Consider the following 23,764-nt stretch of genomic DNA (forward strand, 5'->3'; position numbering starts at 1 on the left):
CGACCCGCGTCACCGCTCTTCCCGCAGCTTCTCTCCCTTGGCGAGTGCGATCTCCCGCAGCTCGGCCTGGAACGCGACCATCCGCTCGCGGAGGCGCTCCGCTTCTTCGTCGCCGCCGGCGGCGAGGATCCGTGCGGCGAGCAGGCCTGCGTTGCGCGCCCCGCCGATGGAGACGGTCGCCACCGGCACTCCGGCGGGCATCTGCACGATGGAGAGCAGCGAGTCCATGCCGTCGAGGTGCTTGAGCGGCACCGGCACCCCGATCACGGGCAGCGGCGTGAGAGAGGCGAGCATGCCGGGCAGGTGTGCGGCGCCGCCGGCTCCAGCGATCACGACGCGCAGGCCGCGGTGGGCGGCGGTGCGGCCCCAGGTGACCATGTCCTCCGGCATGCGGTGCGCGGAGATGACCTCGACGGAGGCGGCGAGCCCGAATTCGGCGAGGGCTTCTTCCGCGGCCTTCATCACCGGATAGTCGGAGTCCGACCCCATCACGATGCCCACCAGGGGGCGGGCGGCGTTCTCGGTCATCGGGTTCCTCCGGGGTCGTGGGGGCGGCGTGCTGCGGCCCGTCGATGATCAGGCGTTCGGCGCGGTGCGCGCGCTCGAGCAGGTCGTCCGCGTCCTCACCGATGAGGGTGACGTGCCCGATCTTGCGGCCCGGGCGCACGGACTTGCCGTAGAGGTGGATCTTCAGCGCGGGATCGGCGGCGAGCGCGGCGTGGGCACCGGGTGCAAGGTCCTCCGTGGCGCCGCCCAGCAGGTTGACCATCACCGATACGGGCGCGATCGGGGTGGTGGCACCGAGCGGGAGGTCCGCGACCGCGCGCAGGTGCTGCTCGAACTGGCCGGTGACAGCCCCGTCCATGGACCAGTGCCCGGTGTTGTGAGGGCGCATGGCGAGCTCGTTGACGAGCACCTCGCCGTCTGCGGTCTCGAACAGCTCGACGGCGAGCATCCCGGTGACGCCGAGGTCCTCCGCGATCGCGAGGGCGAGGGCCTGGATCCGGCGCTGCTCCTCCGCGTCGAGTCCGGGGGCGGGAGCGACCACCTCGTAGCAGACTCCGTCCTTCTGCACGGACTGCACGACGGGGTAGGCGGCAGCCTCTCCCCGGGCCGCCGTGCGACCTGGGCGGACAGCTCGCGGGCGAAGGGAACGAGCTCCTCGGCGAGCAGTTCGCCGTGCTGCGTGAGCCAATCCTCGGCCTGGTCGGCGCGCTCGATGATCCGCACCCCGTGGGCGTCGTACCCGCCGCGCGGGGTCTTGACCACGATCCGGTCACCGGCCTCGTCGAGCGCGGCGACGAGATCGGCTGGGGAGCCGATCCGCCACCAGCGGGGGCAGGGGTGGCCGAGTGCTGTGAGCCGCTCTCGCATGACGAGCTTGTCCTGAGCATGCACGAGGGCGGCCGGGCCCGGCCGGACCGCTGCGAGACCGTCCGCCTCGATCCCCTCGAGGATCTGTGTGGGCACGTGCTCGTGGTCGAAGGTGATCACGTCGACCTCGGCGGCGAGCGCGCGTACCGACAGCTCGTCGTCGTGCCTACCGAGCCGTACCCGGGAGGCGACGTCGGCTGCGCTCTCGGCCGGGTCCGTGGCGAGCACGGGGGTGGTCAGTCCGAGCTCGATCGCGGGCCCGAGCATCATGCGGGCCAGCTGTCCGGCTCCGACGATGCCGATGCTTCGCGCTCCGGTGGGAGCCGCGTCAGCGGGGGTGGACTGCTTGGCGCGGGGCGGGGTCTTCGACACGGCGGTCAGTGTACGAGGTCAGGTGCGCGGCCGCGTCCGGCGCCGGACCACGGACCCCTGCGGCAGAGAGTCGAAGTCGTCCGCGCCGTGCCGGGCCCGCTGCCCCTCGCCCGTCGACATGTCGGCCCGTGCGGCCCGCGAGGCCCTGGCGAAGCGTCCGCCCCGGCCCTCTTTCGAGGGGCGGGCCCCCTGCCGGTGCCCACCTCGTCGTAGCCCTCCCCGTCGCCGCCGTCGCCGGGGGCGGAGATGAGGAACACCCCGAAGGTGGTGGGGTTCTCGGTGAGCAGCTCGAGCCGCCCGCCGTCATCTTCGACCAGGGTCCGGGCGAGGGCGAGGCCCACCCCGGTGCCGCTCGAGCTCCGTCCGGAGACGGCGCGCTCGAAGATGCTGGAGCCGAGCTCGGGGTCGATGCCGCCGCCCTCGTCGGAGACCTCGACCACGGTGGAGTGGTCGTTGCGGCGCACCTTGAGCGTGGTGCGGCCGGCGCCATGAGCCAGGGCGTTCTCGACGAGCGTCGCGATGACCTGGGTGAGCGGACCTGTCGATCCCCATACCGCTGCGCTGCGCGGGACCTGCACTCGCAGCTCCCGGTGGGCACGGCGATATGCGGGGACCACTCCTCGCTCTGCTGGGTCAGCACGCTGCGCAGTTCGACGACGCCGGGCGTGCGCCGCTGGGAGGAGCGTGGGGCGTTGATGAGGTCGTGGACGACCTCGGTGAGCCTGTCGATCTGCTCGAGGGAGATGCGCGCCTCCTCACGGATCCATTCCTCGGAGCTGGTGGCGAGGATCTCGTCCAGGCGCATCGACAGCGCTGTCAGGGGCGTGCGCAGCTGATGGGAGGCGTCGGAGGCGAGGCGGCTCTCCGCCTCGAGCCGTTCGTTGAGCATCGCGCCGGAGCGTGCGAGCTCCTCGGCGACGTCATCGATCTCGGCGATTCCTGAAGGGTGCCAGGGTCCGCGCGAGCGGCCGGCGCCCATCTCCTCGGCGCGACGGCTGAGCCGGGCCAGCGGCATCGAGATGCGCTGAGCCTGCCACAGCGCGACGGACACTCCGATGGACAGGGCCGCGAGGCCCGCCACCGTGATCAGCACCCATGCGCTCGCAGTGTGCGCGCGCACGTCGGACTGCGGAACGAGGACGGTGATCGACTGCCCGGAGGCTCCAGTCGTGCTCAACTTTTCAGGATTTCGACCGGCCGGCTCGCCAGCCTCGTACACCTCTCCCTCGTACGTGACGACGATGGAGAGGTTCAGGCTCGTCTGTTCGTCGACTCGGCGCTGCAAGAGCGCTTCATCGAGCTCCAGACCTTCCTGAAGCCTTGCCTCGGTATCAACCCTGACCTGGTCGAGAATGACACTCGTCTGGTTGCTCAGCGTCTGTCCATTGAGGTTCAGCCATGAGACTCCGAGCGGGATGCCGAGCATCAGCACGACGAGCGTGACCGTGATGATGGTGGCCTGCAGCACGCGCTGCCGCACCGGTCAGCTCTCCGTGCCGGTCTCGAAGCGGAAGCCCACTCCCCTCACCGTGGTGATCCGGCGGGGGTCTGTGGCGTCGTCGCCGAGCTTGCGGCGCAACCACGAGACGTGCATGTCCAGGGTCTTGGTGGAGCCCCACCACTCGGCGCCCCACACCTCCCGCATGAGGTCGTCGCGAGTGACGACGCTGCCAGACTCGCGCACCAGCACGGTCAGCAGGTCGTACTCCTTGGCGGAGAGGCTCAGCTCCTCGCCGTCGGCGTAGGCGCGGCGGGCGGAGACATCCAGCATCACTCCGTTGACGTCATAGCTGTCCCCGGATTCCTCCATCGCCTGCGAGCGCCGCATGAGGGCGCGGATGCGGGCCTGCAGCTCCCCGAGGCGGAAGGGCTTGGTGACATAGTCGTCGGCGCCGGCGTCCAGGCCGACTACTGCGTCGACCTCGTCGGCCCGAGCCGTGAGGATCAGGATCGGGCATTCGAGCCCGCCCTTGCGCAGCCGCCGAGCGACCTCGAGGCCGTCGAGATCGGGCAGGCCGAGGTCGAGGATGACCAGGTCGATCGACTCGGGTCCCGCAGCGATCGCGAGCGCGTCCATCCCCGTGACGCGCGGGTCACGGTGTAGCCCTCCCGGTCCAGTGCGCGGGAGAGAGGTTCAGCGATGGCCGAGTCGTCCTCGACGAGTAGCAGTCGTGTCACGCGATCCATCTTACGACGATGCCTCCAGGAATCGCCCGGTCCGGGGTGGGCCGGGCATTCCTCCATCATCACAGCTCCGCAGCGGCTCCGGCGACCACGGGCCGCGCCGGGCGTCTTTCCGCAGCTGCTCACAGGCCGAGGTCGAGCCGTGAGGAACGGTCGCGCCGCATCTCCTGGACATGCACGCCGCCGATCCCGTGGAGCTCGACCTCCTCACTGTCGCTGAGGGAGAACCCGCCGGGCAGGGCCTGCGAGATCGCGGAGGCGGTGTCCGCATCGACCACCACGGCACCGGGCCGCGCCACGGATTCCATCCGCGCGGCGAGGTTGACGGTGGGCCCGAACACGTCTCCGTAACGGGAGAACATCGAACCCCATGCCAGACCCACGCGCACCGGCGGCAGGTCAGGTGATTCTGTGATCATCTCGGCGAGGCTCACCGCGATCTGGGCGCCGTCCTCGGGCGTGTCGGCGAGGAACATGATCTCGTCGCCGACCGTCTTGACCACCCGGCCGCCGCCCACGGAGATGATGTCGCGGCTGACGGACTCGAAGCGGCCGACCATGTCGGCCAGCTCGGCCCCAGGGAGGTCCTGTGCGAGGCGGGTGAACTGGACCAGGTCTGCGAAGCCGACGGCCCGCTGCAGCGGGAACAGCTCATCGGTGTCCCGGTGCAGCACCTCGCTGCCGGCCCGCGCAGCGTAGGCGGCGAGCTGCCGACGGAATGTGTACATGACCTGGGACTCGAAGATCTCGAGCAGTTCAGGGACGGAGTCGAGCATCTGCTGGCGGGCCTGGGCGTCGTCGAGCCCGTCGGCATGTTTCGCCTCGTCGACCAGCGCCTCGGTGATCCACATCGCCAGACGGCCCATATGGAAGCCCAGACCGCGGGAGATGCTCGCGAAGGCACGCTCGGTGATGACCCCTCCTCGACGATCGCTGCCAGGTCGCCGATCGCGTAGGCGTCCTCCTCGGTGAAGACCACCGTGTCCTCGTCCACCGGGGTGAAGCCCAGCGAGCGCCAGTACACGGAGGTGAGCCGCTCCGGGATGTCCTGCTGATCGGCGAGATCACGGCGGGAGTACTTCCGCGGCCCCTGCAGCAGCACCTTCTCGAGCGCACCGACGCTGCGGCGCACCGCGGCGAAGCGCTTGTTCAGGTCGAGGATCTCCTGCTCGTCCAGGGAGATCTGCCCCTCCGAGGCCTCCGAGAGGTCCGGCAGCTCCGCGGTCTCCACGGGGACGGCCTCCTGCGGCGCGGGCTGGTCCCGGGAGGGTGTGACCCCTTCCCGGTCCGCGGCGCGCTCCAGGTCTTCCATGCCTCCGGTCACGTGACGTGCTCCTCCTGCTCGATGTCCTCCACCTCGTCGGCTGTGGCGTGGGCGGGTGCCTCCGGCCGCAGGTGCCTCACGTCGCCGACATCCACGGCCGCCTGGCCGCCTCCCGCGAGGTCGACGACCAGCCTGCCGTGCCCGTCGATCGCTCGCGAGACGCCGGACCATGAACGAGGATGCGCTCCCCGTCGCTCTGTTCCCCGAGGGGATCGACCCGCACCCTACGCCCAAGTGTGAGGCAGGTCATAGTGTAACGGTCATGGGTGCCCGCGGAGACACCGTCTCCGCCCGCGGACTCGAGGCGGGCGAGCTCACCCGCGAGGATCGTGGCCAGCACAGTCTCGAGCCGTTCCCTGAGCCGCTCGTCGGGCAGTCCCCCGGCCGCCTCGGGCGACAGCCCGCCCCTCCCCGCGCAGCCAGGCCGCTCCGGGGACGACAGAGCCATCGGACTGCCTCACGGGCCCACGCAGGTTCAGCCCGATGCCGACCAGCACGACGTCCGCTCCCCGACCCTCGACCAGGATGCCGCCGAGCTTGCGCCCATCGTGGGTATGGAGATCGTTGGGCCATTTGAGACCGATCTGGTCGCCGGCCCGGAGCCCCAGCTCCTGGGAGAGCGTCGAGACCGTCGCGAGACCCGCGGTCAGCGGGATCCAGCCTCGGTCTGCCGGGTCCAGGCCGGTGCGGTGAGCATAGGTGAAGGAGAGGCTCGCTCCCGCGGGGCTGGCGAAGGCGCGTCCCAGCCGGCCGCGGCCGGACGTCTGGCGACGGGCCGTCAGCACGAAGGGGAGCGGCTGCCCCTCCCGCAGTCGGAGCGTCGCCTCGTCCTGTGTGGACGTCACGGTGCCGAGCCGGAGGAGGGGCAGCTCCGCCCCGTCCGTATGCTCCGCTCCCGGATGCTCCGCCTTGATGGTGTGGGGACCCGGCGGATCGACCGTGCTCTCCATGCCTCTCCCCGTCCTGCCCCGTGGGCCGTGCGCCGATGTTCCCGATCTGTGGCGGTCGCGCGCGCCGTCCACGGACGAGGGCGACCGCCGTCGGACCTGCGTAGCGTAGTATCCCGGTGTTCATCCGCCGGATCATTACGCGGCCTCGCAGGCCGCAGCAGGAGGCTCCGTGACCGACGCCCCGCGGCCGCTCACCACCGCCCAGCGACTCGAGGACCTGCGCGAGCGTGACGCCGCCGCGGTCTCCGCAGCCGATGAGCTGGCGGTCCAGAAGCAGCACGCCCGGGGAAGAAGACGGCCCGGGAACGGATCACGGATCTGCTGGACGACGGCTCCTTCGTCGAGACCGATCGCTTCGTGCGCCATCAGGCCCGCAGCTTCGGCATCGATCGCAAGCGCCCCGACGGTGACGGCATCGTCACCGGCTACGGCACGATCGACGGCCGCCAGGTGTGCGTGTACTCCCAGGACTTCACCGTCTTCGGCGGTTCCCTCGGCGAGGCCCACGGTCGCAAGATCCAGAAGATCCAGGACCTCGCGCTGAGCACGGGGGTGCCGATCATCGGGATCCTCGACGGCGGCGGGGCCCGCATCCAGGAGGGTGTGGCCTCGCTCGCCATGTTCGCCGGGATCTTCAAGCGCAACACCCGCGCCTCCGGCGTCATCCCCCAGATCTCCCTGATCATGGGTCCGGCCGCGGGCGGGGCCGTCTACTCCCCGGCGCTGACCGACATCATCGTCATGGTCGAGAAGACCTCGCACATGTTCATCACCGGCCCCGACGTGATCCGGACCGTCACCGGCGAGGACGTCGGCTTCGAGGAGCTGGGCGGTGCCCGCACCCACTCCACCCGCTCCGGGGTCGCCCATTACATGGCACCCGATGAGGCCGAGGCCATCGAGTACGTCAAGGATCTGCTGAGCTACCTGCCGTCGAACACGCTGAGCCCGGCTCCCTCGTTCCCGGTGCCGCTCGAGGAGGACCACACCCCGGCGGACACCGCCCTGGACACCCTGGTCCCGGACTCGCCCAACCAGCCCTACGACATGCTCACGGTGCTGCGGGCGGTGCTCGACGACGAGGAATTCCTCGAGGTCCAGCCGCTGTTCGCCCAGAACATCATGGTGGGCTTCGGCCGTGTCGAGGGGTACAGCGTGGGCATCATCGCCAACCAGCCCTCGCACCTGGCAGGCACCCTGGACATCGACGCCTCCGAGAAGGCTGCGCGCTTCGTGCGCCTGTGCGATGCGAACAACATCCCGGTGCTGACCTTCGTGGACGTGCCCGGCTTCCTCCCCGGCACCGACCAGGAGTACGGCGGCATCATCCGCCGCGGCGCGAAGCTGCTGTACGCATACGCCGAGGCGACGGTCCCGCTGATCACCGTGATCACCCGCAAGGCCTACGGCGGTGCCTACATCGTGATGGGCTCCAAGGAGCTCGGCGCGGACATCAATCTCGCCTGGCCCACCGCCCAGATCGCGGTGATGGGCTCCCAGGGCGCGGTGAACATCCTCCACCGCAGCGACCTGCGTCAGGTCGCTGAGCAGGGCGGGGACGTCGAGGCCGCACGGAAGCAGCACGAGGCCGCGTACGAGGAGCAGTTCGCCACCCCGTACACCGCCGCCGAGCGCGGCTGGATCGACGGCGTGATCCGCCCCGCAGACACGCGGCTGGAGGTCGCCCGGGCCCTGCGCGCCCTGCGCACCAAGCGCGACACCCTGCCCACCAAGAAGCACGGGAACATCCCGCTGTGAGCGCGGCAGCCGGTCCGGCACGGAACAGCACCGCCGAGGCCGAGGCGGTCCTGCGGCCCTCTGACGTGCGTCTGGTGAAGGGGCATCTGCGCGATGAGGAGCTCGCCGCGATTGCGGTGGTCGTCTCCGCCATGAGCGTCACCAGCCGCCTCGAGGCGGATGAGCGTCTTCTCGCCGAAGGCCTCGCCGCCGGAGCGGGTGCGTGGAGCGATCCCGTGCACTGCCATCCTCGTGCGCACGGCCTGCGCGGCCTGCCCTCTGCAGCCGCCTGGCAGTTCTCCGACCGCTGACCCGGGCCCCTCTGCAGGGAAGTGCTCCCGGCGCTGACCGTGACGAATGATCCGCCGCTGCCAGCGGAGCATCGCCGCCCGTAGACTCGCCGTCATGCCGATCACACCCTCTGAATCGCCGCTGAGCGCGCACGACAGCGCCCGGGCTGCCACGGCGCTGGACCGTCTCGCCGACGAGTACGTCGATCTCAGCGCCCGGCTCGATCCCTACCTGGCCACCGGCCTCGGCGTCCCCGGCCACGACACCGAGGCCACCGACTACTCCCCCGCCGCGGTCGCCGAGCGCACCGACGCCGCCCGCACCCTGCTGGCCCGCACCGCCGAGGTGCCGGACCAGGATGCGGTGGACACGGTCACGCGGGCCGCGCTCACCGAACGGCTGGGGCTCGAGATCGAGCGTGCCGAGCAGCGCCTGGACATCGCAGCGGTCAACAACCTCGCCTCGCCCCTGCAGTCCCGCGACATCCTCGACCAGATGCCCACCGACACCGCCGAGGACTGGCAGGTCATCGCACAGCGCATGGCCGCGATGCCGCGCTCGCTCGACAGCTGGGCCGAGTCGCTGCACGAGGCCGCCGAGCACGGAACGGTCTCCTCACGCCGCCAGCTGCTGCTGGGCGCCGAACAGGCCCGCGGCTTTGCCGCCGAGGACGGCTTCTTCACCGCCTTCGCCCGCGATGCGGTGGGCGATGACGCCCAGCGCGCACGGGTGAGCGAGGCGGCACGCATCGCCGCTCGCGGCTACCTCGACCTCGCCGACCAGCTCGAGGCCCTCGCACCCCGCGCTCCCGAGCACGACGCCGTCGGCCGCGACGCCTACGGGCTCGCCTCCCGCACCTTCCTGGGCACCTCGATCGACATCGACGAGACCTACGCCTGGGGCATCGAGGAGCTCCGCGCGATCGTCACCGAGCAGGAGGACGTCGCCTCCCGCATCAACGAGGCCGCCGGCAACGGCGGCGGACGCTCCGTCGAAGCCGCGAAGCAGGCGCTGGACTCCGACCCGGCCCGGGTGCTGCACGGCACCGACGCGCTGCAGGCGTGGATGCAGGATCTCAGCGACCGCGCGATCGATGAGCTCGCCGGCACCCACTTCGACATCCCCGAACCGCTGCGCCGGCTCGAATGCCGCATCGCCACCACCGGCTCCGGCGGCATCTACTACACCGGCCCCAGCGAGGACCTCACCCGTCCCGGCCGCATGTGGTGGGACGTGCCGCACGGCACCACCGAGTTCCGCACCTGGCTGGAGACCACCACCGTCTACCACGAGGGTGTGCCCGGCCATCACCTCCAGGTGGGCACGCAGACCATGCAGGCCAGCACGCTGAACCGCTGGCGCGCACTGATGTGCTGGGTCTCCGGCCACGGCGAGGGATGGGCGCTGTACGCCGAGCGGCTGATGGAGCAGCTCGGCCACCTCTCCGATGACGGCGACCGGCTGGGAATGCTCGACGCGCAGCGTCTCCGCGCCGGCCGTGTCGTGCTCGACATCGGCCTGCACTGCGGGCTGCCGATGCCGGAGGGCCTGGCCGGCTCCGCAGGCGGTGCCTGGAGCGTCGAGAAGGCCTGGGACTTCATGAGCGCCCACTGGGGCGTCACCGAGGCCGAGCAGCGTTTCGAGCTCAACCGGTACCTGGGCTGGCCCGGACAGGCGCCGTCCTACAAGCTCGGGCAGCGGGTCTGGGAGCAGCTGCGTGCCGACACCTCTTCCACCGCCCGCGATTTCCACCGGGATGCCCTCGCTCTGGGCAGCCTCCCGCTCTCCGTCCTCGAGGAGGCCCTGCGATGACCGCACCCGACCATGACCCGCTGCTGCTGCTCGCCTCCGCCTCCCAGGGCCGGCGCGCCGTCCTGGACGGAGCCCGGATCGAGCACTCCGTGCTTCCCGTCGATCTCGACGAGAAGTCGATCCTCGCCCGAGCGCGCGATGCCGCGCTCGACGCCGCGGAGGAGCTCGACGCCGCCGACGAGGTGCTGCTGCTGGCCCGGGAGAAGGCGCAGGCCGCGACCGCTCGCAGCGACGGCGGCTACGTGGTGCTCGGCTGCGACTCGATGCTCGAGCTCGACGGCGAGGTCATCGGCAAGCCGCACACCCCGGAGCGTGCACGGGACCGCTGGCTGACGATGCGCGGCCGCACCGGTGTGCTCCATTCCGGGCACTGGCTGGTGGACGACCGCGATGTGGAGGACGGCGGCACCGGTGCGACCTTCGGCGCGACCGCGAGCTGCGAGGTGACCTTCGCCGATCTCAGCGAGGAGGAGATCGACGCCTACATCGCCACCGGCGAGCCCCTCGGCCTGGCCGGCGGCTTCGCGATCGACGGGATGGCCGGCCCTTTCATCGAGCGCATCGCGGGCGACCACCACACTGTGGTCGGGCTCTCCCTTCCGCTGCTGCGTCGCCTGCTGGCGGAGATCGGGCTCGGGGTCCACCAGCTGTGGTCCGGGGACGGTCCCGAGGCCCCCGCGGGCCCTGGCACCGACTGAGCGCCCTCGGTACTAGACTCGACCACTGCTGAACTCCCGGAAGGAACCATCGCCCATGCCCGCACGCTCCTCCAAGCCCCGCCCGCTGTCCACGGTGCTCATCGCCAACCGTGGAGAGATCGCGGTGCGGGTCGCACGAGCCTGCCGGGACGCCGGGCTCCGCTCGGTCGCCGTCTACGCCGATCCTGACCGCGACGCCCTGCACACGCAGGTCGCTGACGAGGCATACGCGCTGGGCGGCTCGACGGCCGCCAGCTCCTACCTCGTGGTCGACAAGATCCTGGACATCGCGCACCGCTCCGGGGCCGACGCGATCCATCCCGGGTACGGCTTCCTCTCCGAGCGCGCAGACTTCGCCCAGGCCGTCATCGACGCCGGGCTGACCTGGATCGGCCCGCCGCCGGAGGCGATCGAGAAGCTCGGGGACAAAGTCTCCGCCCGCCACATCGCGCAGAAGGCCGGCGCCCCGCTCGTCGCGGGCACCAAGGATCCGGTCCAGAGCTCCGACGAGGTCGTGGACTTCGCGCGCGAGCACGGACTGCCGATCGCGATCAAGGCCGCCTTCGGCGGCGGTGGGCGCGGCCTGAAGGTCGCCCGTGAGGAGTCCGAGGTCCGCGAGCTGTTCGACTCCGCCGTCCGCGAGGCCACTGCGGCCTTCGGTCGCGGCGAATGCTTCGTGGAGCGTTACCTCGACTCCCCCGCCACGTCGAGACCCAGTGCCTCGCCGATGCGTACGGCAACGTCCAGGTCGTCTCCACCCGCGACTGCTCGCTGCAGCGCCGCCACCAGAAGCTGGTCGAAGAGGCGCCCGCCCCCTTCCTGTCCGCTCAGCAGAACGCCCAGCTCATCTCGTCCTCGAAGGCGATCATGCGTGAGGCCGGCTACATCGGTGCCGGCACCTGCGAGTTCCTGGTCGGCAAGGACGGCACCATCTCCTTCCTCGAGGTCAACACCCGCCTCCAGGTCGAGCACCCGGTCTCCGAGGAGATCGCGGGCGTGGACCTGGTGCGAGAGCAGCTGCGCATCGCCGCCGGCGAGCGCGTCAGCGAACAGGACCCTGTCGTGCGGGGCCACTCCTTCGAGTTCCGCATCAACGGCGAGGACCCGGGCCGCGGCTTCATGCCCGCCCCCGGGAAGATCCAGCGCTACGAGGTGCCCTCCGGGCCCGGCGTCCGCATCGAGTCCGGGGTGCGTGCCGGGGACGAGATCTCCGGGGCGTTCGATTCCATGCTCGCCAAGCTCATCGTCACCGGTGCCACCCGCCAGGAGGCGCTCGAGCGCTCCCGCCGTGCGCTGGCCGAGTTCCGGATCGAGGGGATCCCGACGGTCCTGCCCTTCCACCGCAGGGTGGTCGAGGACCCGGCCTTCGCCCCCGCGGATGTCGATCAGCCCTTCTCGGTGCACACGCGGTGGATCGAGACCGAGTTCGACAACGATCTGCCCGCCGCTGCGCTGCCCTCCCAGCCCGACGAGCCCGAGGATCGCGAGTCGGTGGTGGTCGAGGTCGATGGGCGGAAGGTCGAGATCAGTCTCCCCGCCTCCCTGCGCGCCCCGCAGGCCGCCGTGCGCCAGCGCCGCAAGCGCCAGCATCGCGGAGCTGGTGAGAGCGCCGTCGCCGGCGGCAACGCCGTCTCCGCCCCGATGCAGGGCACGATCGTGAAGGTCGTCGCCGAAGAGGGGCAGACCGTCGCCGACGGCGATCTGCTGGTCGTCCTCGAGGCGATGAAGATGGAGCAGCCGATCACCGCGCATCGCTCCGGCGTCGTCACGTCGCTGAACGCGGAGATCGGTGCGACGGTCTCGGCCGGCGCCGTGCTCTGCCAGATCGAGGACTGAGCGCAGGCCGAGAGCTCACCCGCAGCCCTCGCTGCTCGCCCATGATGAGCGCCTTGTTCCCCTCCCCGGGGAACAGGGCGCTCATCGCTGTGGGGGCGCTGCTCGGTCCTGGGAGTCGAGCACCTGCCGCCTGGCCACCTCGGCCAGCGATCCCGTCAGCGAGGGATAGATGGTGAACGTGCCGGCGACCTGTTCGGCGGTGAGGCGGTGGGCGACGGCGAGGGTGTAGGGCAGGATCAGCTCGCTGGCCCGCGGGGCGACGACGACCGCGCCGATCACGGTGTGTGAACCGGGCCGCACGATGAGCTTCACGAACCCTTCGGTGATCCCCTGCATCTTCGCCCGCGGATTGGTGTCCAGCCCCAGCACCAGCACCTCGCCGGACGTCTCGCCGCTGAGCACCTCCTGCTCGCTGACGCCGACCACGGCGATCTCCGGGCTGGTGAAGATGGCCGAGGAGACCTGCGCCGCGATCAGCGGGGAGACCGCGTCCCCCAGGGCGTGATGCATCGCGATCCGGCCCTGCATCGCGGCGACGGAGGCGAGCGGGTACACCCCGGTGCAGTCACCGGCGGCGTAGATCCCGCGCACCGAGGTGCGGGAGACCCTGTCGGTCTCGATGTGGCCGGACTCCTTCACTCGCACCCCTGCCGTCCACAGCCCGAGGTCCGCGGTCCAGGGGACCCCTCCGATCGCGATCAGGACATGACTCCCGGCGATCTCCTCGCCGCTGGTCAGGGTCACGACCACGCCGTCGTCGGTGCGCCGGGCGGTCGCGGCGCGGGAGCGGGAGCGGACGGTGACGCCGCGGCGCGCGAAGGCGTCCTCGAGCACGTCGGCGGCGTCCCCGTCGGTGCCGGGCAGCACCTTCTCGCGGGAGGAGACCAGGGTGACCTCGCTGCCCAGCGCCCGGTAGGCGCTCGCGAACTCGGCCCCTGTCACGCCGGAGCCGACGACGATCAGGCGTTCGGGCAGGTGGTCGAGCTCGTACAGCTGGGTCCAGTTCAGGATCCGCTCGCCGTCGCAGGGCGCGCTGTCGAGCTCTCGCGGCCGGGCGCCGACGGACAGCAGGATCACGTCGGCCTCGTGCTGCCCGATCTGCTGCCCCGCGCCGTCGAGGACCTCGACCCGGTCCGGTCCGTCGAGGCGGCCGTAGCCGTCGATCAGCTCGACCCCGGCCTCGAGCAGGCTCGCGCGGATGTCCGTGGACTGCGCCGCCGCGAGGTCGCGGACCCGCCTGTTGACCGCGGCGAGGTCCACGTTCAGGGTGTGAGCGGTCGGGGCGGCGCCGGTGTCGGCGTCGCGGATGCCGAGCTGCTGGGAGCCGGCGACCTGATCGAGGACGTCGGCCGTGGCGATCAGGGTCTTGGAGGGGACCACGTCGGTCAGGACGGCTGCTCCCCCGAGGCCGCGCTCCTCGATCAGGGCGGTCGCGGCGCCGTGGCGGGCGGCGGTCAATGCGGCCTCGTAGCCGCCGGGCCCGCCGCCGACGATCACGACGCGGGGACGGTCACCGGCGCTGGTGACTCGTCGCGAGTCGGAGGGCAGGGCAGTGCTGGGATCACTCACCCTGCCATTGTGACAAAGCCCAGCCGGTCGGGGGCCGGTTCCGGCCGTTGCCCCGCACCGCATCGGCGGCCAGCGCATCGGACCGTGATGTGCCCCGTGCCGCGCCGTGTCCTCCCGCTGTCGGAGCACGGGGCGGGCCTCTCTGCGCTACCTTCGGTCCATGACTGCTACCGCATCCGATCCGTACCAGCTCGCCCGTGACGCCGCCGCCACGATCGCCGAGGCCAGCGGGGTCCCCGCCCACGATCTCGCCCTGGTGCTGGGCTCAGGGTGGGCCGGCGCCGCGGACCTCCTCGGCGAGACCGTCTGGCAGGCCGACGCGACCACGATCCCCGGCTTCCGGCCGCCCGCGGTCGCCGGCCATGTCGGCACGCTGCGCTCGATCCGTGTCGAGAGCACCGGTGCCCGCGCGCTCGTGCTCGGTGCCCGGACGCACTTCTACGAGGGCGCAGGCGTGGACGCCGTCGTGCACGGTGTGCGCACCGCGGCGGCGACCGGCGCCCGCACGATGGTCCTGACCAACGGCTGCGGCGGGATCGACCCGGCCTGGGCCCCTGGAACGCCGGTGCTGATCCGCGACCAGATCAACTTCACCGGTGCCACTCCCTGGTGGGCGCGAACTTCGTGGATCTCACCGATCTGTACACCCCGGCGCTGCGGCAGATCGCGCATGAGGTCGATCCGAGCCTCGACGAGGGCGTGTACATGCAGTTCTCCGGCCCCAGCTACGAGACTCCTGCCGAAGTGCAGATGGCCAGGGCCGTCGGCGCGGACCTGGTGGGCATGTCCACCGCGATCGAGGCGATCGCGGCCCGTGAGGCGGGCATGGACCTGCTGGGGATCTCCCTGGTCACCAACCTCGCAGCCGGGATCAGCGGAGAGGCGCTCAGCCACGAAGAGGTGCTCGAGGCGGGCCGTGACGCCGGCCCTCGCATCTCCCGCCTGCTCGCCGAGACCGTCCGCCGCATCACGGGCGGCACGGGCAGCGCGGCATGAGCGTGGACACCGCGCTGCGAGTCCGGGTCCAGGACTGGATCCAGGATGATCCCGACCCCGCCACGCGAGCCGCGCTCGAGAGCCTGCTCGAGCAGGCGGAAGCGGGCAGTGCGGTCGCGCTCGAGGAGATCGTCGACGCCTTCTCCGCCGATCTCCAGTTCGGCACCGCCGGGCTGCGCGGCAGGATGGCGCCGGGCCCGAACCGGATGAACCTCGCCGTCGTCTCCCGTGCCGCCCGCGGCCTCGCCGACCACCTGCTGGGAGATCTCGGCCTGGCCGCTCCGCTGGTGGTCATCGGCTACGACGCCCGCTACAACTCCCGCGACTTCGCCCACCGCTCCGCCGCGATCATGACCGCCGCCGGCTGCCGGGTGACGCTGCTGGAGACCTACGCCCCCACTCCCCTGGTGGCCTTCGGCGTCCGGCACCTCGAGGCCGACGCCGGCATCGTGGTGACCGCCTCCCACAACCCCCGGAGGACAACGGCTACAAGGTCTACCTCGGCGGTCGCGCCGCCGGTCACGAGGGCCGGGGAGTGCAGATCGTGCCGCCCTCGGACGGACAGATCGCGGCACGCATCGGGGCCGTCGGCCCGGTGCGCGGGATCCCCGTCGCCGAGGCGGGCTGGGAGCTGCTGGACGATCAGCTGCACGAGCGCTACCTCGAGGCGATCTGCGCGCTCCCCGATCCGAACGGTCCGCGCGAGGTGCGGATCGTGCACACCGCGATGCACGGGGTCGGCACCAGGACGGCGCTGGCGGCGCTGCATCGCTGCGGCTTCACCGAGGTGCACACGGTGGCGAAGCAGGCGGACCCGGATCCCGATTTCCCCACCGTCGCGTTCCCGAACCCCGAGGAGCCCGGCGCGATCGACCTGGCGCTCGAACTGGCCCGCACGGTCGAGGCCGATGTGGTGATCGCGAACGATCCCGATGCCGACCGCTGCGCAGCCGCCGTGCTCGACCCGCACCTGGGCGGATGGCGGATGCTGACGGGTGACGAGCTGGGCGTGCTGCTGGGCGATCACCTCGTGCGGCGCCACGGATACCGCGGCACCCTGGCCCGCTCGATCGTCTCCAGCCGCTGGCTGAGCAGGGTCGCTGAGGATGCGGGGCTCGAGGCTGCGGCCACGCTGACGGGCTTCAAGTGGATCGCCCGGGCACCCGGCATCGTCTTCGGCTACGAGGAGGCGATCGGCTACTGCGTCCTCCCGGAGGTGGTGCGCGACAAGGACGGCCTCTCCACGGCACTGATGGTCGCCGAGATGGCGGCGGAGGCGAGGGCGGCGGGCACCACGCTGATCGACCGGCTCGACGAGCTCGCTGCGACGCACGGCCTGTTCTCGACCTCGCAGCTGTCGATCCGGGTCGATGACCTGTCACTGATCGGCACGATGATGGAACGGCTGCGGGCGGCGCCTCCCACGACCCTGCTGGGCTCGGCGGTGGTCTCGAACGAGGACCTCTCACAGGGTGCGGTGGAGACCACCGGGCTCCCGCCCACCGAGGGGGTGCTGCTGCTGAGCGAGGACGACACCCGCGTGGTGGTGCGCCCCTCCGGCACCGAGCCGAAGCTCAAGTGCTACCTCGAGGTGGTCGCAGAGATCACTGAGGGAAGCTCCCCGACCCAGATCGGCGAGATCCGTCGGATCGCCGACGAGCGCCTGGACGCGCTCAAGCAGGAGCTGCGCCTCGTGCTCGGCGCCGCCTGAGCCTGCCCCGGCTCCGGCCCAGCCCCGGAAGGGGTCGGCCCCGGAGCCGGGCACACGGCCCGGCCTCACCCCTGTGCGCTGCGAAGCGACCTGGCGGCGACGGCGGTCGAGACGGCCGCGAGCAGCAGCGAAGCGACGGTGATCACCCCCGCGAGCACCGGTACACGGCCTTCACGGGCGCGGTGCTCATCGGTCAGTACCCGGAGCCGGTGCCGCCCTCGAGGATCGCCCTCGAGGAGGACAGCCCCAGCCGGCTGGCACCTGCGGCGACCATCGACTCGGCAGCCTCACGGGTGCGGATCCCGCCGGAGGCCTTCACTCCGAGCCGATCCCCGACAGTCCTGCGCATGAGCTGCACGGCGTGCTCGGTGGCACCGCCGGTGGGGTGGAATCCGGTGGAGGTCTTCACGAAGTCGGCGCCGGCCCGCTCGGCGCCCTCGCAGACGGCGACGATCTGCTCGTCGGTGAGGGCGGCGGATTCGATGATCACCTTGAGCAGCACCGGCGCCGGGGCGGCCTCGCGCACGGCGCGGATGTCCTCTTCCACGGCGGCGAACTCGCCGGCGCGGGCGAGCCCCACGTTGATCACCATGTCCACCTCGTCCACGCCCTTGGCCGCGGCATCGGCGGCCTCTGCGGCCTTGATCGCGGAGGCGTGCTGCCCGGAGGGGAAGCCGCACACCGTGGCGACCTTGACGGTGGTCTCGACCGGGAGCATCGAGGGCGAGACGCAGATGGAGTAGGTGCCCAGCTCCTCGGCCTCGCGCGCGAGCGCGGCGACGTCGGCCGAGGTGGCCTCGGGCTTGAGCAGGGTGTGGTCGATGAGGGAGGCGAGCTGGTCGCGATCGAGAGTGGTCATGGTCAGATCCTGGCAGAGCGGTGGGGTCCCGCGCATCCGCAGCGGCATCGATCCGGTCACGACGGTGCTGTCCTAGACTGGACGGCCGTGACCTCCTCCCCGCATCGCCCCCGCGCCCCGCGTCAGATCATCCTGCTGGTCGGCCCGTCAGGGAGCGGGAAGGGCGAGCTCTCGCGCCGCTCCGGTCTGCCGGTGCTCGCGCTGGACGAGTTCTACCGCGATCTCGACGAGCCCGGGCTGCCACGTCGCTACGGCATCGTGGACTGGGACGATCCCGCTTCCTGGGACGCGGGAGCCGCGCTCGAGGCGCTCATCTCCCTCGCGCACGACGGCGCCGCCGAGGTGCCGGTCTACTCGATCTCGGACTCCCGCCGCCAAGGGATGCGCCGGCTGGAGACCGGGGACGCCCCGCTGCTCATCGCCGAGGGCATCTTCGCCGCCGAGCTGATCGGGCCGCTCTCGGCAGCCGGTCTGCTCGCCGATGCGATCGTGCTGCGTCGTCCTGTGCCCGTGGTGTTCGCGCTGAGGCTGGCACGCGACCTGAGTGAGCGTCGCAAGCCGCCGCACACGCTGCTGTGGCGCGGTTGGTCGCTGGCGCGTGCGCAGCGTGCCGATATCGCGCGCTGGATGTCCGCAGGGATGCGCCCTGAGGGCCTCCACCGGGGCACGAGGCGGGTCCGGCACCTGACCGGCTGCGCTGAGGCCGAGCAGCACCTGCGCGCCCGCTCCCCGCGTCCCGCGATCCTGCGGATCACCGCGGTGTGCTTCCTGCGTGAGACCGCGCACGGGACCGAGGTGCTGGCGGTGCGCAAGCGCGGCACAGGCACCTACATGCAGGTCGGTGGGAAGCTCGAGCCGGGCGAGAGCGCGCTCGAGGCTGCGGTGCGGGAGGTGGAGGAGGAGCTCGGTGTGCAGCTCGCGCGCGAGGACCTCTCGCTGCTGGGTGATTTCGAGGCGAGCGCGGCCAACGAGCCGAACACGCTGGTCCGCTCCACGGTCTGGACCACCCATGCTCCCCTGCCCGAGAACCTCGTCGTACGCGCCGAGCTCGCCGATCACCGCTGGGTCGATATCGATGCTCCGGGGACCGGCGCACGGCTCGCTCCGCTGATGGTCCAGCACATCCTGCCGGCGCTGCGCATCCGCTAAGCGCCGGCCCCGACGATGGACGGCGCCGGGCTCCCGTGGGAGCCCGGCGCCGTCGCAGAGTGGGACGGTCTCCCTCAGGCGATGCGGTCCTTCACGATCTTCCGTGCGGGGACCGCGGTGCCGGGAGCGGCGAGGGTCCAGGACCCCGTGATCGCCTCGATCGCGCGGGGCATGCGCTCAGCGGTGTCGGTGTGCAGGCGAGCGAGGACGTCACCGGCCCGGACCCGGTCACCGATGTGCGCCTCGATCTCGACCCCGGCCGCGGCCTGCACGGCCTCGCCGGGACGGGAGCGGCCGGCTCCGAGCCTCCACGCGGACACCCCGACACCCATCGCATCGAGTCCGGTCACCACGCCATCCTCGGTCGCATGGATCTCCTCGACATGCTTCGCGGTCGGCAGCGGGGCGTCGACGTCGCCGTCCTGGGCGGAGATCATCGCGCGCCAGGAATCCATGGCACGGCCGTCGGCGAGCGCGGCCTCGACGTCGGGGTCACGCACGCCGGCGGCCTCGAGCATCTCGCGGGCCAGGGCGCAGGTCAGCTCGACCACGTCGGCGGGTCCGCCGCCGGCGAGGACCTCGAGCGACTCGCGCACCTCGAGACCGTTGCCGGCGGTGCGTCCCAGCGGCGCGGACATGTCGGTCAGCAGGGCGACGGTGCGGACACCGGCGTCGGTGCCGAGCGCGACCATGGTGCTGGCGAGCTCGCGGGCGTCGGCCTCGTCCTTCATGAACGCACCGGCTCCGGTCTTGACGTCCAGGGTGAGCGCGGCAGTGCCCTCGGCGATCTTCTTGGACATGATCGAGGACGCGATCAGCGGGATCGCCTCCACGGTGCCGGTGATGTCGCGCAGCGCGTAGAGCTTCTTGTCCGCGGGGGCGAGGCCGGAGCCGGCGGCGCAGATCACGGCGCCCGCGCTCTCGAGCTGGGCCATCATCTCCGCGTTGCTGAGGTCCGCGCGCCAGCCCGGGATCGCCTCGAGCTTGTCGAGGGTGCCGCCGGTATGGCCGAGCCCGCGGCCGGACAGCTGCGGGACCGCCACCCCGTAGGACGCCACCAGCGGGGCCAGCGGCAGGGTGATCTTGTCCCCCACCCCGCCGGTGGAGTGCTTGTCGGTGGTGGGCTTGGACAGCGCGGAGAAGTCCATCCGCTCGCCGCTGTCGATCATCGCGTGGGTCCAGCGGGCGATCTCATGGCGCTCCATGCCGCGCAGGAAGATCGCCATCGCCAGCGCCGCCATCTGTTGCTCGGCGACGACGCCGCGGGTGTAGGCGTCGATCACCCAGTCGATCTGCTCGTCGCCGAGCCGGTGCCCGTCACGCTTGGCGCGGATCACGTCGACGACGTCGAAGGGTTCGACGGCGGGGGCTGCGGGGGCGTCGGTCATGGAGTGCTCCTCGGAATCGGGGTGCGGCGCCGGTCATGGCGCGCTGCGGGCAGGGCCGGTCGGTGCGGGTCAGTTCAGGGGTGGAGGTCTGCGGGGCCGAAAGCCTGGGGCAGGACCTCTTCCATCGTGCGCGGACCCTCGGGCGTCAGGATCACGAGATCGGGGGCTGCGTGCTCGGAGAGCAGCTGGCGGCAGCGGCCGCAGGGCATGACCACTCCGCGCTCCTCGCGGCTGAGCCGCGCGTCGCCGCCCACGCACACGAAGCGGCGCAGGCGTCCGCCGCCGCCGGCGAACAGCTCGCTGATCAGCCCGCATTCTGCGCAGAGGGTGACGCCGTAGCCGGCGTTCTCGACGTTGCAGCCGCGCACCAGCCGCCCGTCCTCGGTGAATGCGGCCGCGCCCACCCGGAACTGTGAGTACGGGGTGTACGCGCGCTCCGCGATCTCGCGCGCCGCGACGAGCAGCTCGTCGAACTCGGTCCCAGGCTGCCCCTGCGCAGGGCTCTCGCTCGTGCTCATGCCCCTGGTGCTCTCACTGCTTCACGTACGGCTGGCCGTTGGCGGCCGGCACCCGCACCCTGCCCACGACACCCGCCACGGCGAACAGCGCGACGATGTACGGGAGCATCAGCAGGAAGTCGCCGGGGATGGAGACCCCGCCCTCGGCGGCGGACATCGTGCCCAGGCGCAGCTGGAGCGAGTCCGCGAACGCGAAGGTGAGCGCCGCCAGCAGCGCGCCGACGGGGTGGTAGCGCCCCAGGATCATCGCGGCCAGGGCGATGTAGCCCTTGCCGGCGGACATCTCCTCGCCGAAGGCCACGCCGGTGCCGATGGTCAGCGTCGCACCGCCCAGGCCGGCCACGGCCGAGCCCAGCAGCACGTTCTTCCACCGGGTGAGGTTCACGGCGATGCCGACGGTGTCGGCGGCCTTGGGGTGCTCGCCGACGGCCCGCACACGCAGCCCCAGCGGGTGCGGAACAGGGCGATGGTGAGCACTGCGACGACGATCCACATCAGGTAGACCAGGATGTTCTGTTCGAACAGCACTCGCCCCAGCACGGGGATGTCGGCCAAGAGCGGGATGCGCAGCGTGGGCAGTCGCATCGGTGCGTTGAACATCGCGGGGTTGTCCCGCATGACGGTGCCGAAGAAGAACGAGGTGATGCCGATCGCGAAGACGTTCAGCACCACGCCGACGATGATCTGCTGGACCTGGTAGCCGACGGCGAACAGAGCGAGCATCGCGCCCATGATCAGCGCCATCACCGGTGCCGCGGCCAGCCCGATCCAGACGTTCCCGGTCATCGAGCCGACGAGGGTCGCCCCGAACGCACCGAACAGCAGCTGCCCCTCGATGGCGATGTTGATGACGCCCGACCGCTCGGAGAGCACCCCGGAGAGCGCTCCGAAGGCGAGCGGGACGGCGAGCACGATCGTGCCCTGCAGCAGCGTGGTGACGTCGAGCGTGCGCTGAGAGATCACCCAGGTCATGAACGCGAGGATCCAGGCCACCGCGAACACGGCGATCAGGGCCAGCCGAGCTCCGCCGCGCGGACGCGCGCTGCGGGCGTGCAGCACCCACAGACCCACGGAGGCGAGCAGCGCGAGGATGGACAGGGCGATGGCTCCGCCCATGGCGGGCACCGCGATCCGCTCCGGGACGATGCCCAGCGGGTTCAGGTCCCCCTCGCGGGCGAGGACGTAGGTGGACTCCACGCCGGGGATGCCGCGCAGTCCGAAGACCACCAGGGCGATCAGGCCCATGACGGTCGTGGTCACCGGCAGGTGCCACCAGCTGTGAGGCCGGATGTCGTCGAGAGTCTTCTGGACGGCGGAGTCGTCCTTGACGACCACGGGTGCGGTGCTCATCGCTCCTCCTCCTGCGCGTCGGTGCTGCCCTGGCCCGGCTCGCTCGAGCCGCCCGGTTCCTCCGCCGGGTCAGGCCCTGGCGGCTCTCCCTGCGCGGTCTCGTACGCAGACCCGGTCCGGGAGCCGGGCACAGAACCGTCCGGTGCGGTGGTGGCCGGTGCTGTCGTCTCCCCGGCTCCGGTGCGCGAGGACGCAGTGGAGGCCTCTGCGGCCACCGCGGCGGCGCCCGAGGCGACGGCACCCTTCTCGGCGCCGGTCCGTGCCCGGCGGGCACGGCGCACGCGGGCACCGGCGCCGGGGTTGTCGATGCGGCGCAGACCGATCAGGGTGCGCACCAGCGGCGGCGCGGCGATGAACAGCACGACCAGCACCTGGATCACCTGGACCAGGTCCAGCGGGACCCCTGGTTGGTCTCCATGAAGCGCCCACCGGTGGACAGCGCCGCGAACAGCAGGCCGGCCAGGACGATCCCGACGGGACCGGAGCGGCCCAGCAGCGCGACGGTGATCGCGTCGAAGCCGATGTTGCCGGCCACCCCTCCGTCAGACGACGCTCGGTGCCCAGCACGTGCACCGCACCGGCGAGGCCCACCAGGGCGCCCGCGACGGCGAGGACCAGGAAGGCGGTCCGGCCGGGGAGATGCCGGCGACCTGCGCGGCACGCGGGTTGGAGCCGACGGCCCGGAAGTGGAAGCCGATGGTGGAGCGGCTCATCAGCCACCACAGCAGCACTGCGGCGCCGGCGGCGATGAACAGGCCGGCATGGAGCCGGAAGCCGCTGCCCAGCAGCTGCGGCAGCACCGCGTTCTCCCCACCGAGGGCGAGGTGGGCTGGGACTGGTTCGCACCGGTGAACGCCGCGGTCTTCAGCGCGAAGAACAGCAGGTAGGTCGCGATCCAGTTCAGCATGATGGTGCTGATGACCTCGTTGGCGCCGAAGCGAGCCTTGAGGAAGCCTGCGATCCCGCCCCAGAGGCCACCGGCGAGGACGCCTGCGAGCAGGCACGCCACGAGATGGAGCACGACGGGCAGATCGACGCTGAAGCCGACGTAGCCCGCAGCCATCGCGCCCACGATCAGCTGGCCGGTGCCGCCGATGTTGAACAAACCTGCGCGGAAGCTGACAGCCATGCCCGCCGCCGCGATGATGAGCGGGGTGCCGACGGTGAGGGTCTCGGTCAGGGGGCGCAGACCTGCGGCGAGCGCGGGCAGCAGCACATAGGTGCCTGAGCCGCCCGCCTCGCGGACATCCTCCGCGACCCGGGAGAAGCCGGGCCCGTCGAAGATCGCGCCGCGGAACATCGCGCCATAGGCCTGCGTGACGGACTGCCAGATGGCGGTCAGCGCGTCGGTGGGCCGGGCGAAGAAGTACCCGAGGGTCTCCCGGACCTCCTGATCGGCGATGACGATCAGCACGGAGCCGATCAGGAAGGCGAACACGAAGCTCATCACGACCACGAGCACGTCGCCGCGGGCGATCTTCTGCAGCGTCCTGGCCAGGGCCGTCTCCGCGCTCTGCTCAGGCGGAGGTGGTGCGTCGGTGCTTCCTGCCCCGACGCCGGGAGCGGAGCCGGAGGTCTCGGTCACGGTGCTCATGTGTCCATCTCCTTCCGCTCGTTCCTCGCAGTTCGTCGACGAACGGTGCTCA

The 23,764-nt window shown here is 71.5% G+C and carries 16 protein-coding genes and 8 pseudogenes; 8 read left to right on the forward strand and 16 right to left on the reverse strand.

Features of this window, described 5'->3' with window-relative positions:
• Positions 1–9: 9 nt before the first annotated feature.
• The 7 genes and pseudogenes from purE to H3H54_RS12415 all read right to left on the reverse strand — a co-directional run bounded on the left by purE (position 10) and on the right by H3H54_RS12415 (position 6,204).
• The gene (gene purE / locus H3H54_RS12385) at positions 10–528 is read right to left on the reverse strand and encodes a 5-(carboxyamino)imidazole ribonucleotide mutase (protein WP_262426472.1); all 519 of its coding nucleotides are present in this window, start codon (positions 526–528) and stop codon (positions 10–12) included.
• Positions 529–532: 4 nt separating this feature from the next.
• Positions 533–1,644: pseudogene (locus H3H54_RS12390) on the reverse strand (5-(carboxyamino)imidazole ribonucleotide synthase); the annotation flags it as partial.
• 107 nt (positions 1,645–1,751) lie between these two features.
• Entirely contained in the window at positions 1,752–2,324 is a 573-nt protein-coding gene (locus H3H54_RS12395) for a sensor histidine kinase KdpD (protein WP_262424118.1), read from the reverse strand.
• Positions 2,325–2,497: 173 nt separating this feature from the next.
• Positions 2,498–3,172, reverse strand: a pseudogene (locus H3H54_RS12400) (sensor histidine kinase); the annotation flags it as partial.
• Between the two features lie 57 nt (positions 3,173–3,229).
• A pseudogene (locus H3H54_RS12405) lies at positions 3,230–3,924 on the reverse strand (response regulator transcription factor).
• 128 nt (positions 3,925–4,052) lie between these two features.
• A complete protein-coding gene (locus H3H54_RS12410; RefSeq protein WP_262424119.1) occupies positions 4,053–4,781 on the reverse strand; it encodes an adenylate/guanylate cyclase domain-containing protein in 729 nt (242 codons plus the stop codon).
• A gap of 787 nt (positions 4,782–5,568) precedes the next feature.
• Complete coding sequence (locus H3H54_RS12415; RefSeq protein WP_262424120.1) at positions 5,569–6,204, reverse strand: biotin--[acetyl-CoA-carboxylase] ligase; 636 nt, start codon at positions 6,202–6,204, stop codon at positions 5,569–5,571.
• A 169-nt stretch (positions 6,205–6,373) separates the two neighbouring features.
• On the opposite strand from H3H54_RS12415, the pseudogene H3H54_RS12420 reads away from it, so the two are divergent.
• The 5 genes and pseudogenes from H3H54_RS12420 (at position 6,374) to H3H54_RS12440 (ending at position 12,578) form a co-directional block, all read left to right on the forward strand.
• Positions 6,374–7,962: pseudogene (locus tag H3H54_RS12420) on the forward strand (acyl-CoA carboxylase subunit beta).
• On the forward strand, positions 7,959–8,252 hold the full coding sequence (locus tag H3H54_RS12425; RefSeq protein WP_262424121.1) for an acyl-CoA carboxylase epsilon subunit: 294 nt from the start codon (positions 7,959–7,961) through the stop codon (positions 8,250–8,252). The pseudogene H3H54_RS12420 and the gene H3H54_RS12425 overlap by 4 nt, the downstream one beginning before the upstream one ends.
• 94 nt (positions 8,253–8,346) lie before the next feature.
• Positions 8,347–10,044 (forward strand): DUF885 domain-containing protein, encoded by a 1,698-nt coding sequence (locus tag H3H54_RS12430; RefSeq protein WP_262424122.1) that lies wholly within the window; start codon positions 8,347–8,349, stop codon positions 10,042–10,044.
• Positions 10,041–10,742 (forward strand): nucleoside triphosphate pyrophosphatase, encoded by a 702-nt coding sequence (locus H3H54_RS12435; RefSeq protein ID WP_262424123.1) that lies wholly within the window; start codon positions 10,041–10,043, stop codon positions 10,740–10,742. Before H3H54_RS12430 ends, H3H54_RS12435 begins: the two co-directional genes overlap by 4 nt.
• A 55-nt stretch (positions 10,743–10,797) precedes the next feature.
• Positions 10,798–12,578 (forward strand): annotated as a pseudogene (locus tag H3H54_RS12440) (acetyl/propionyl/methylcrotonyl-CoA carboxylase subunit alpha).
• Between the two features lie 81 nt (positions 12,579–12,659).
• Here H3H54_RS12440 and H3H54_RS12445 read toward each other — a convergent pair.
• Positions 12,660–14,147, reverse strand: a complete 1,488-nt coding sequence (locus tag H3H54_RS12445) for an NAD(P)H-quinone dehydrogenase (protein ID WP_262424124.1) — start codon at positions 14,145–14,147, stop codon at positions 12,660–12,662.
• A 160-nt stretch (positions 14,148–14,307) separates the two neighbouring features.
• On the opposite strand from H3H54_RS12445, the pseudogene H3H54_RS12450 reads away from it, so the two are divergent.
• Both H3H54_RS12450 and H3H54_RS12455 read left to right on the forward strand, forming a co-directional pair.
• A pseudogene (locus H3H54_RS12450) lies at positions 14,308–15,143 on the forward strand (purine-nucleoside phosphorylase).
• A pseudogene (locus H3H54_RS12455) lies at positions 15,140–16,854 on the forward strand (phospho-sugar mutase). The pseudogenes H3H54_RS12450 and H3H54_RS12455 overlap by 4 nt, the downstream one beginning before the upstream one ends.
• Before the next feature lie 193 nt (positions 16,855–17,047).
• Here the strand turns inward: H3H54_RS12455 and deoC are convergent.
• Positions 17,048–17,713, reverse strand: coding sequence for a deoxyribose-phosphate aldolase (gene deoC / locus H3H54_RS12460; protein ID WP_262424125.1), 666 nt, complete (start codon positions 17,711–17,713; stop codon positions 17,048–17,050).
• Positions 17,714–17,800: 87 nt separating this feature from the next.
• Here deoC and H3H54_RS12465 point away from each other — a divergent pair, with 87 nt between their 5' ends.
• Positions 17,801–18,862, forward strand: coding sequence for an NUDIX domain-containing protein (locus H3H54_RS12465; RefSeq protein ID WP_262424126.1), 1,062 nt, complete (start codon positions 17,801–17,803; stop codon positions 18,860–18,862).
• Between the two features lie 74 nt (positions 18,863–18,936).
• Here the strand turns inward: H3H54_RS12465 and H3H54_RS12470 are convergent, their stop codons facing one another.
• The 7 genes and pseudogenes from H3H54_RS12470 to H3H54_RS12505 form a co-directional block, all read right to left on the reverse strand.
• Positions 18,937–20,250, reverse strand: a complete 1,314-nt coding sequence (locus H3H54_RS12470; protein WP_262424127.1) for a thymidine phosphorylase — start codon at positions 20,248–20,250, stop codon at positions 18,937–18,939.
• Between the two features lie 74 nt (positions 20,251–20,324).
• Positions 20,325–20,768 carry a cytidine deaminase gene (locus H3H54_RS12475; RefSeq protein ID WP_262424128.1) on the reverse strand — a complete coding sequence of 148 codons (444 nt, stop codon included), beginning with the start codon at positions 20,766–20,768 and terminating at the stop codon, positions 20,325–20,327.
• Between the two features lie 13 nt (positions 20,769–20,781).
• Positions 20,782–22,118, reverse strand: a pseudogene (locus tag H3H54_RS12485) (ABC transporter permease).
• Positions 22,115–22,498 (reverse strand): hypothetical protein, encoded by a 384-nt coding sequence (locus tag H3H54_RS12490; protein WP_262424131.1) that lies wholly within the window; start codon positions 22,496–22,498, stop codon positions 22,115–22,117. Before H3H54_RS12490 ends, H3H54_RS12485 begins: the two are co-directional and overlap by 4 nt.
• The gene (locus tag H3H54_RS12495; protein WP_262424132.1) at positions 22,495–22,653 is read right to left on the reverse strand and encodes a hypothetical protein; all 159 of its coding nucleotides are present in this window, start codon (positions 22,651–22,653) and stop codon (positions 22,495–22,497) included. The genes H3H54_RS12490 and H3H54_RS12495 overlap by 4 nt, the downstream gene beginning before the upstream one ends.
• Positions 22,654–22,660: 7 nt before the next feature.
• Entirely contained in the window at positions 22,661–22,831 is a 171-nt protein-coding gene (locus tag H3H54_RS12500) for a hypothetical protein (RefSeq protein WP_262424133.1), read from the reverse strand.
• Entirely contained in the window at positions 22,831–23,712 is an 882-nt protein-coding gene (locus H3H54_RS12505; RefSeq protein WP_262424134.1) for an ABC transporter permease, read from the reverse strand. Before H3H54_RS12505 ends, H3H54_RS12500 begins: the two co-directional genes overlap by 1 nt.
• Positions 23,713–23,764: the final 52 nt, after the last annotated feature.

This window comes from Brachybacterium sp. Z12 (genome assembly GCF_014400405.1).
Taxonomy (GTDB): domain Bacteria; phylum Actinomycetota; class Actinomycetes; order Actinomycetales; family Dermabacteraceae; genus Brachybacterium.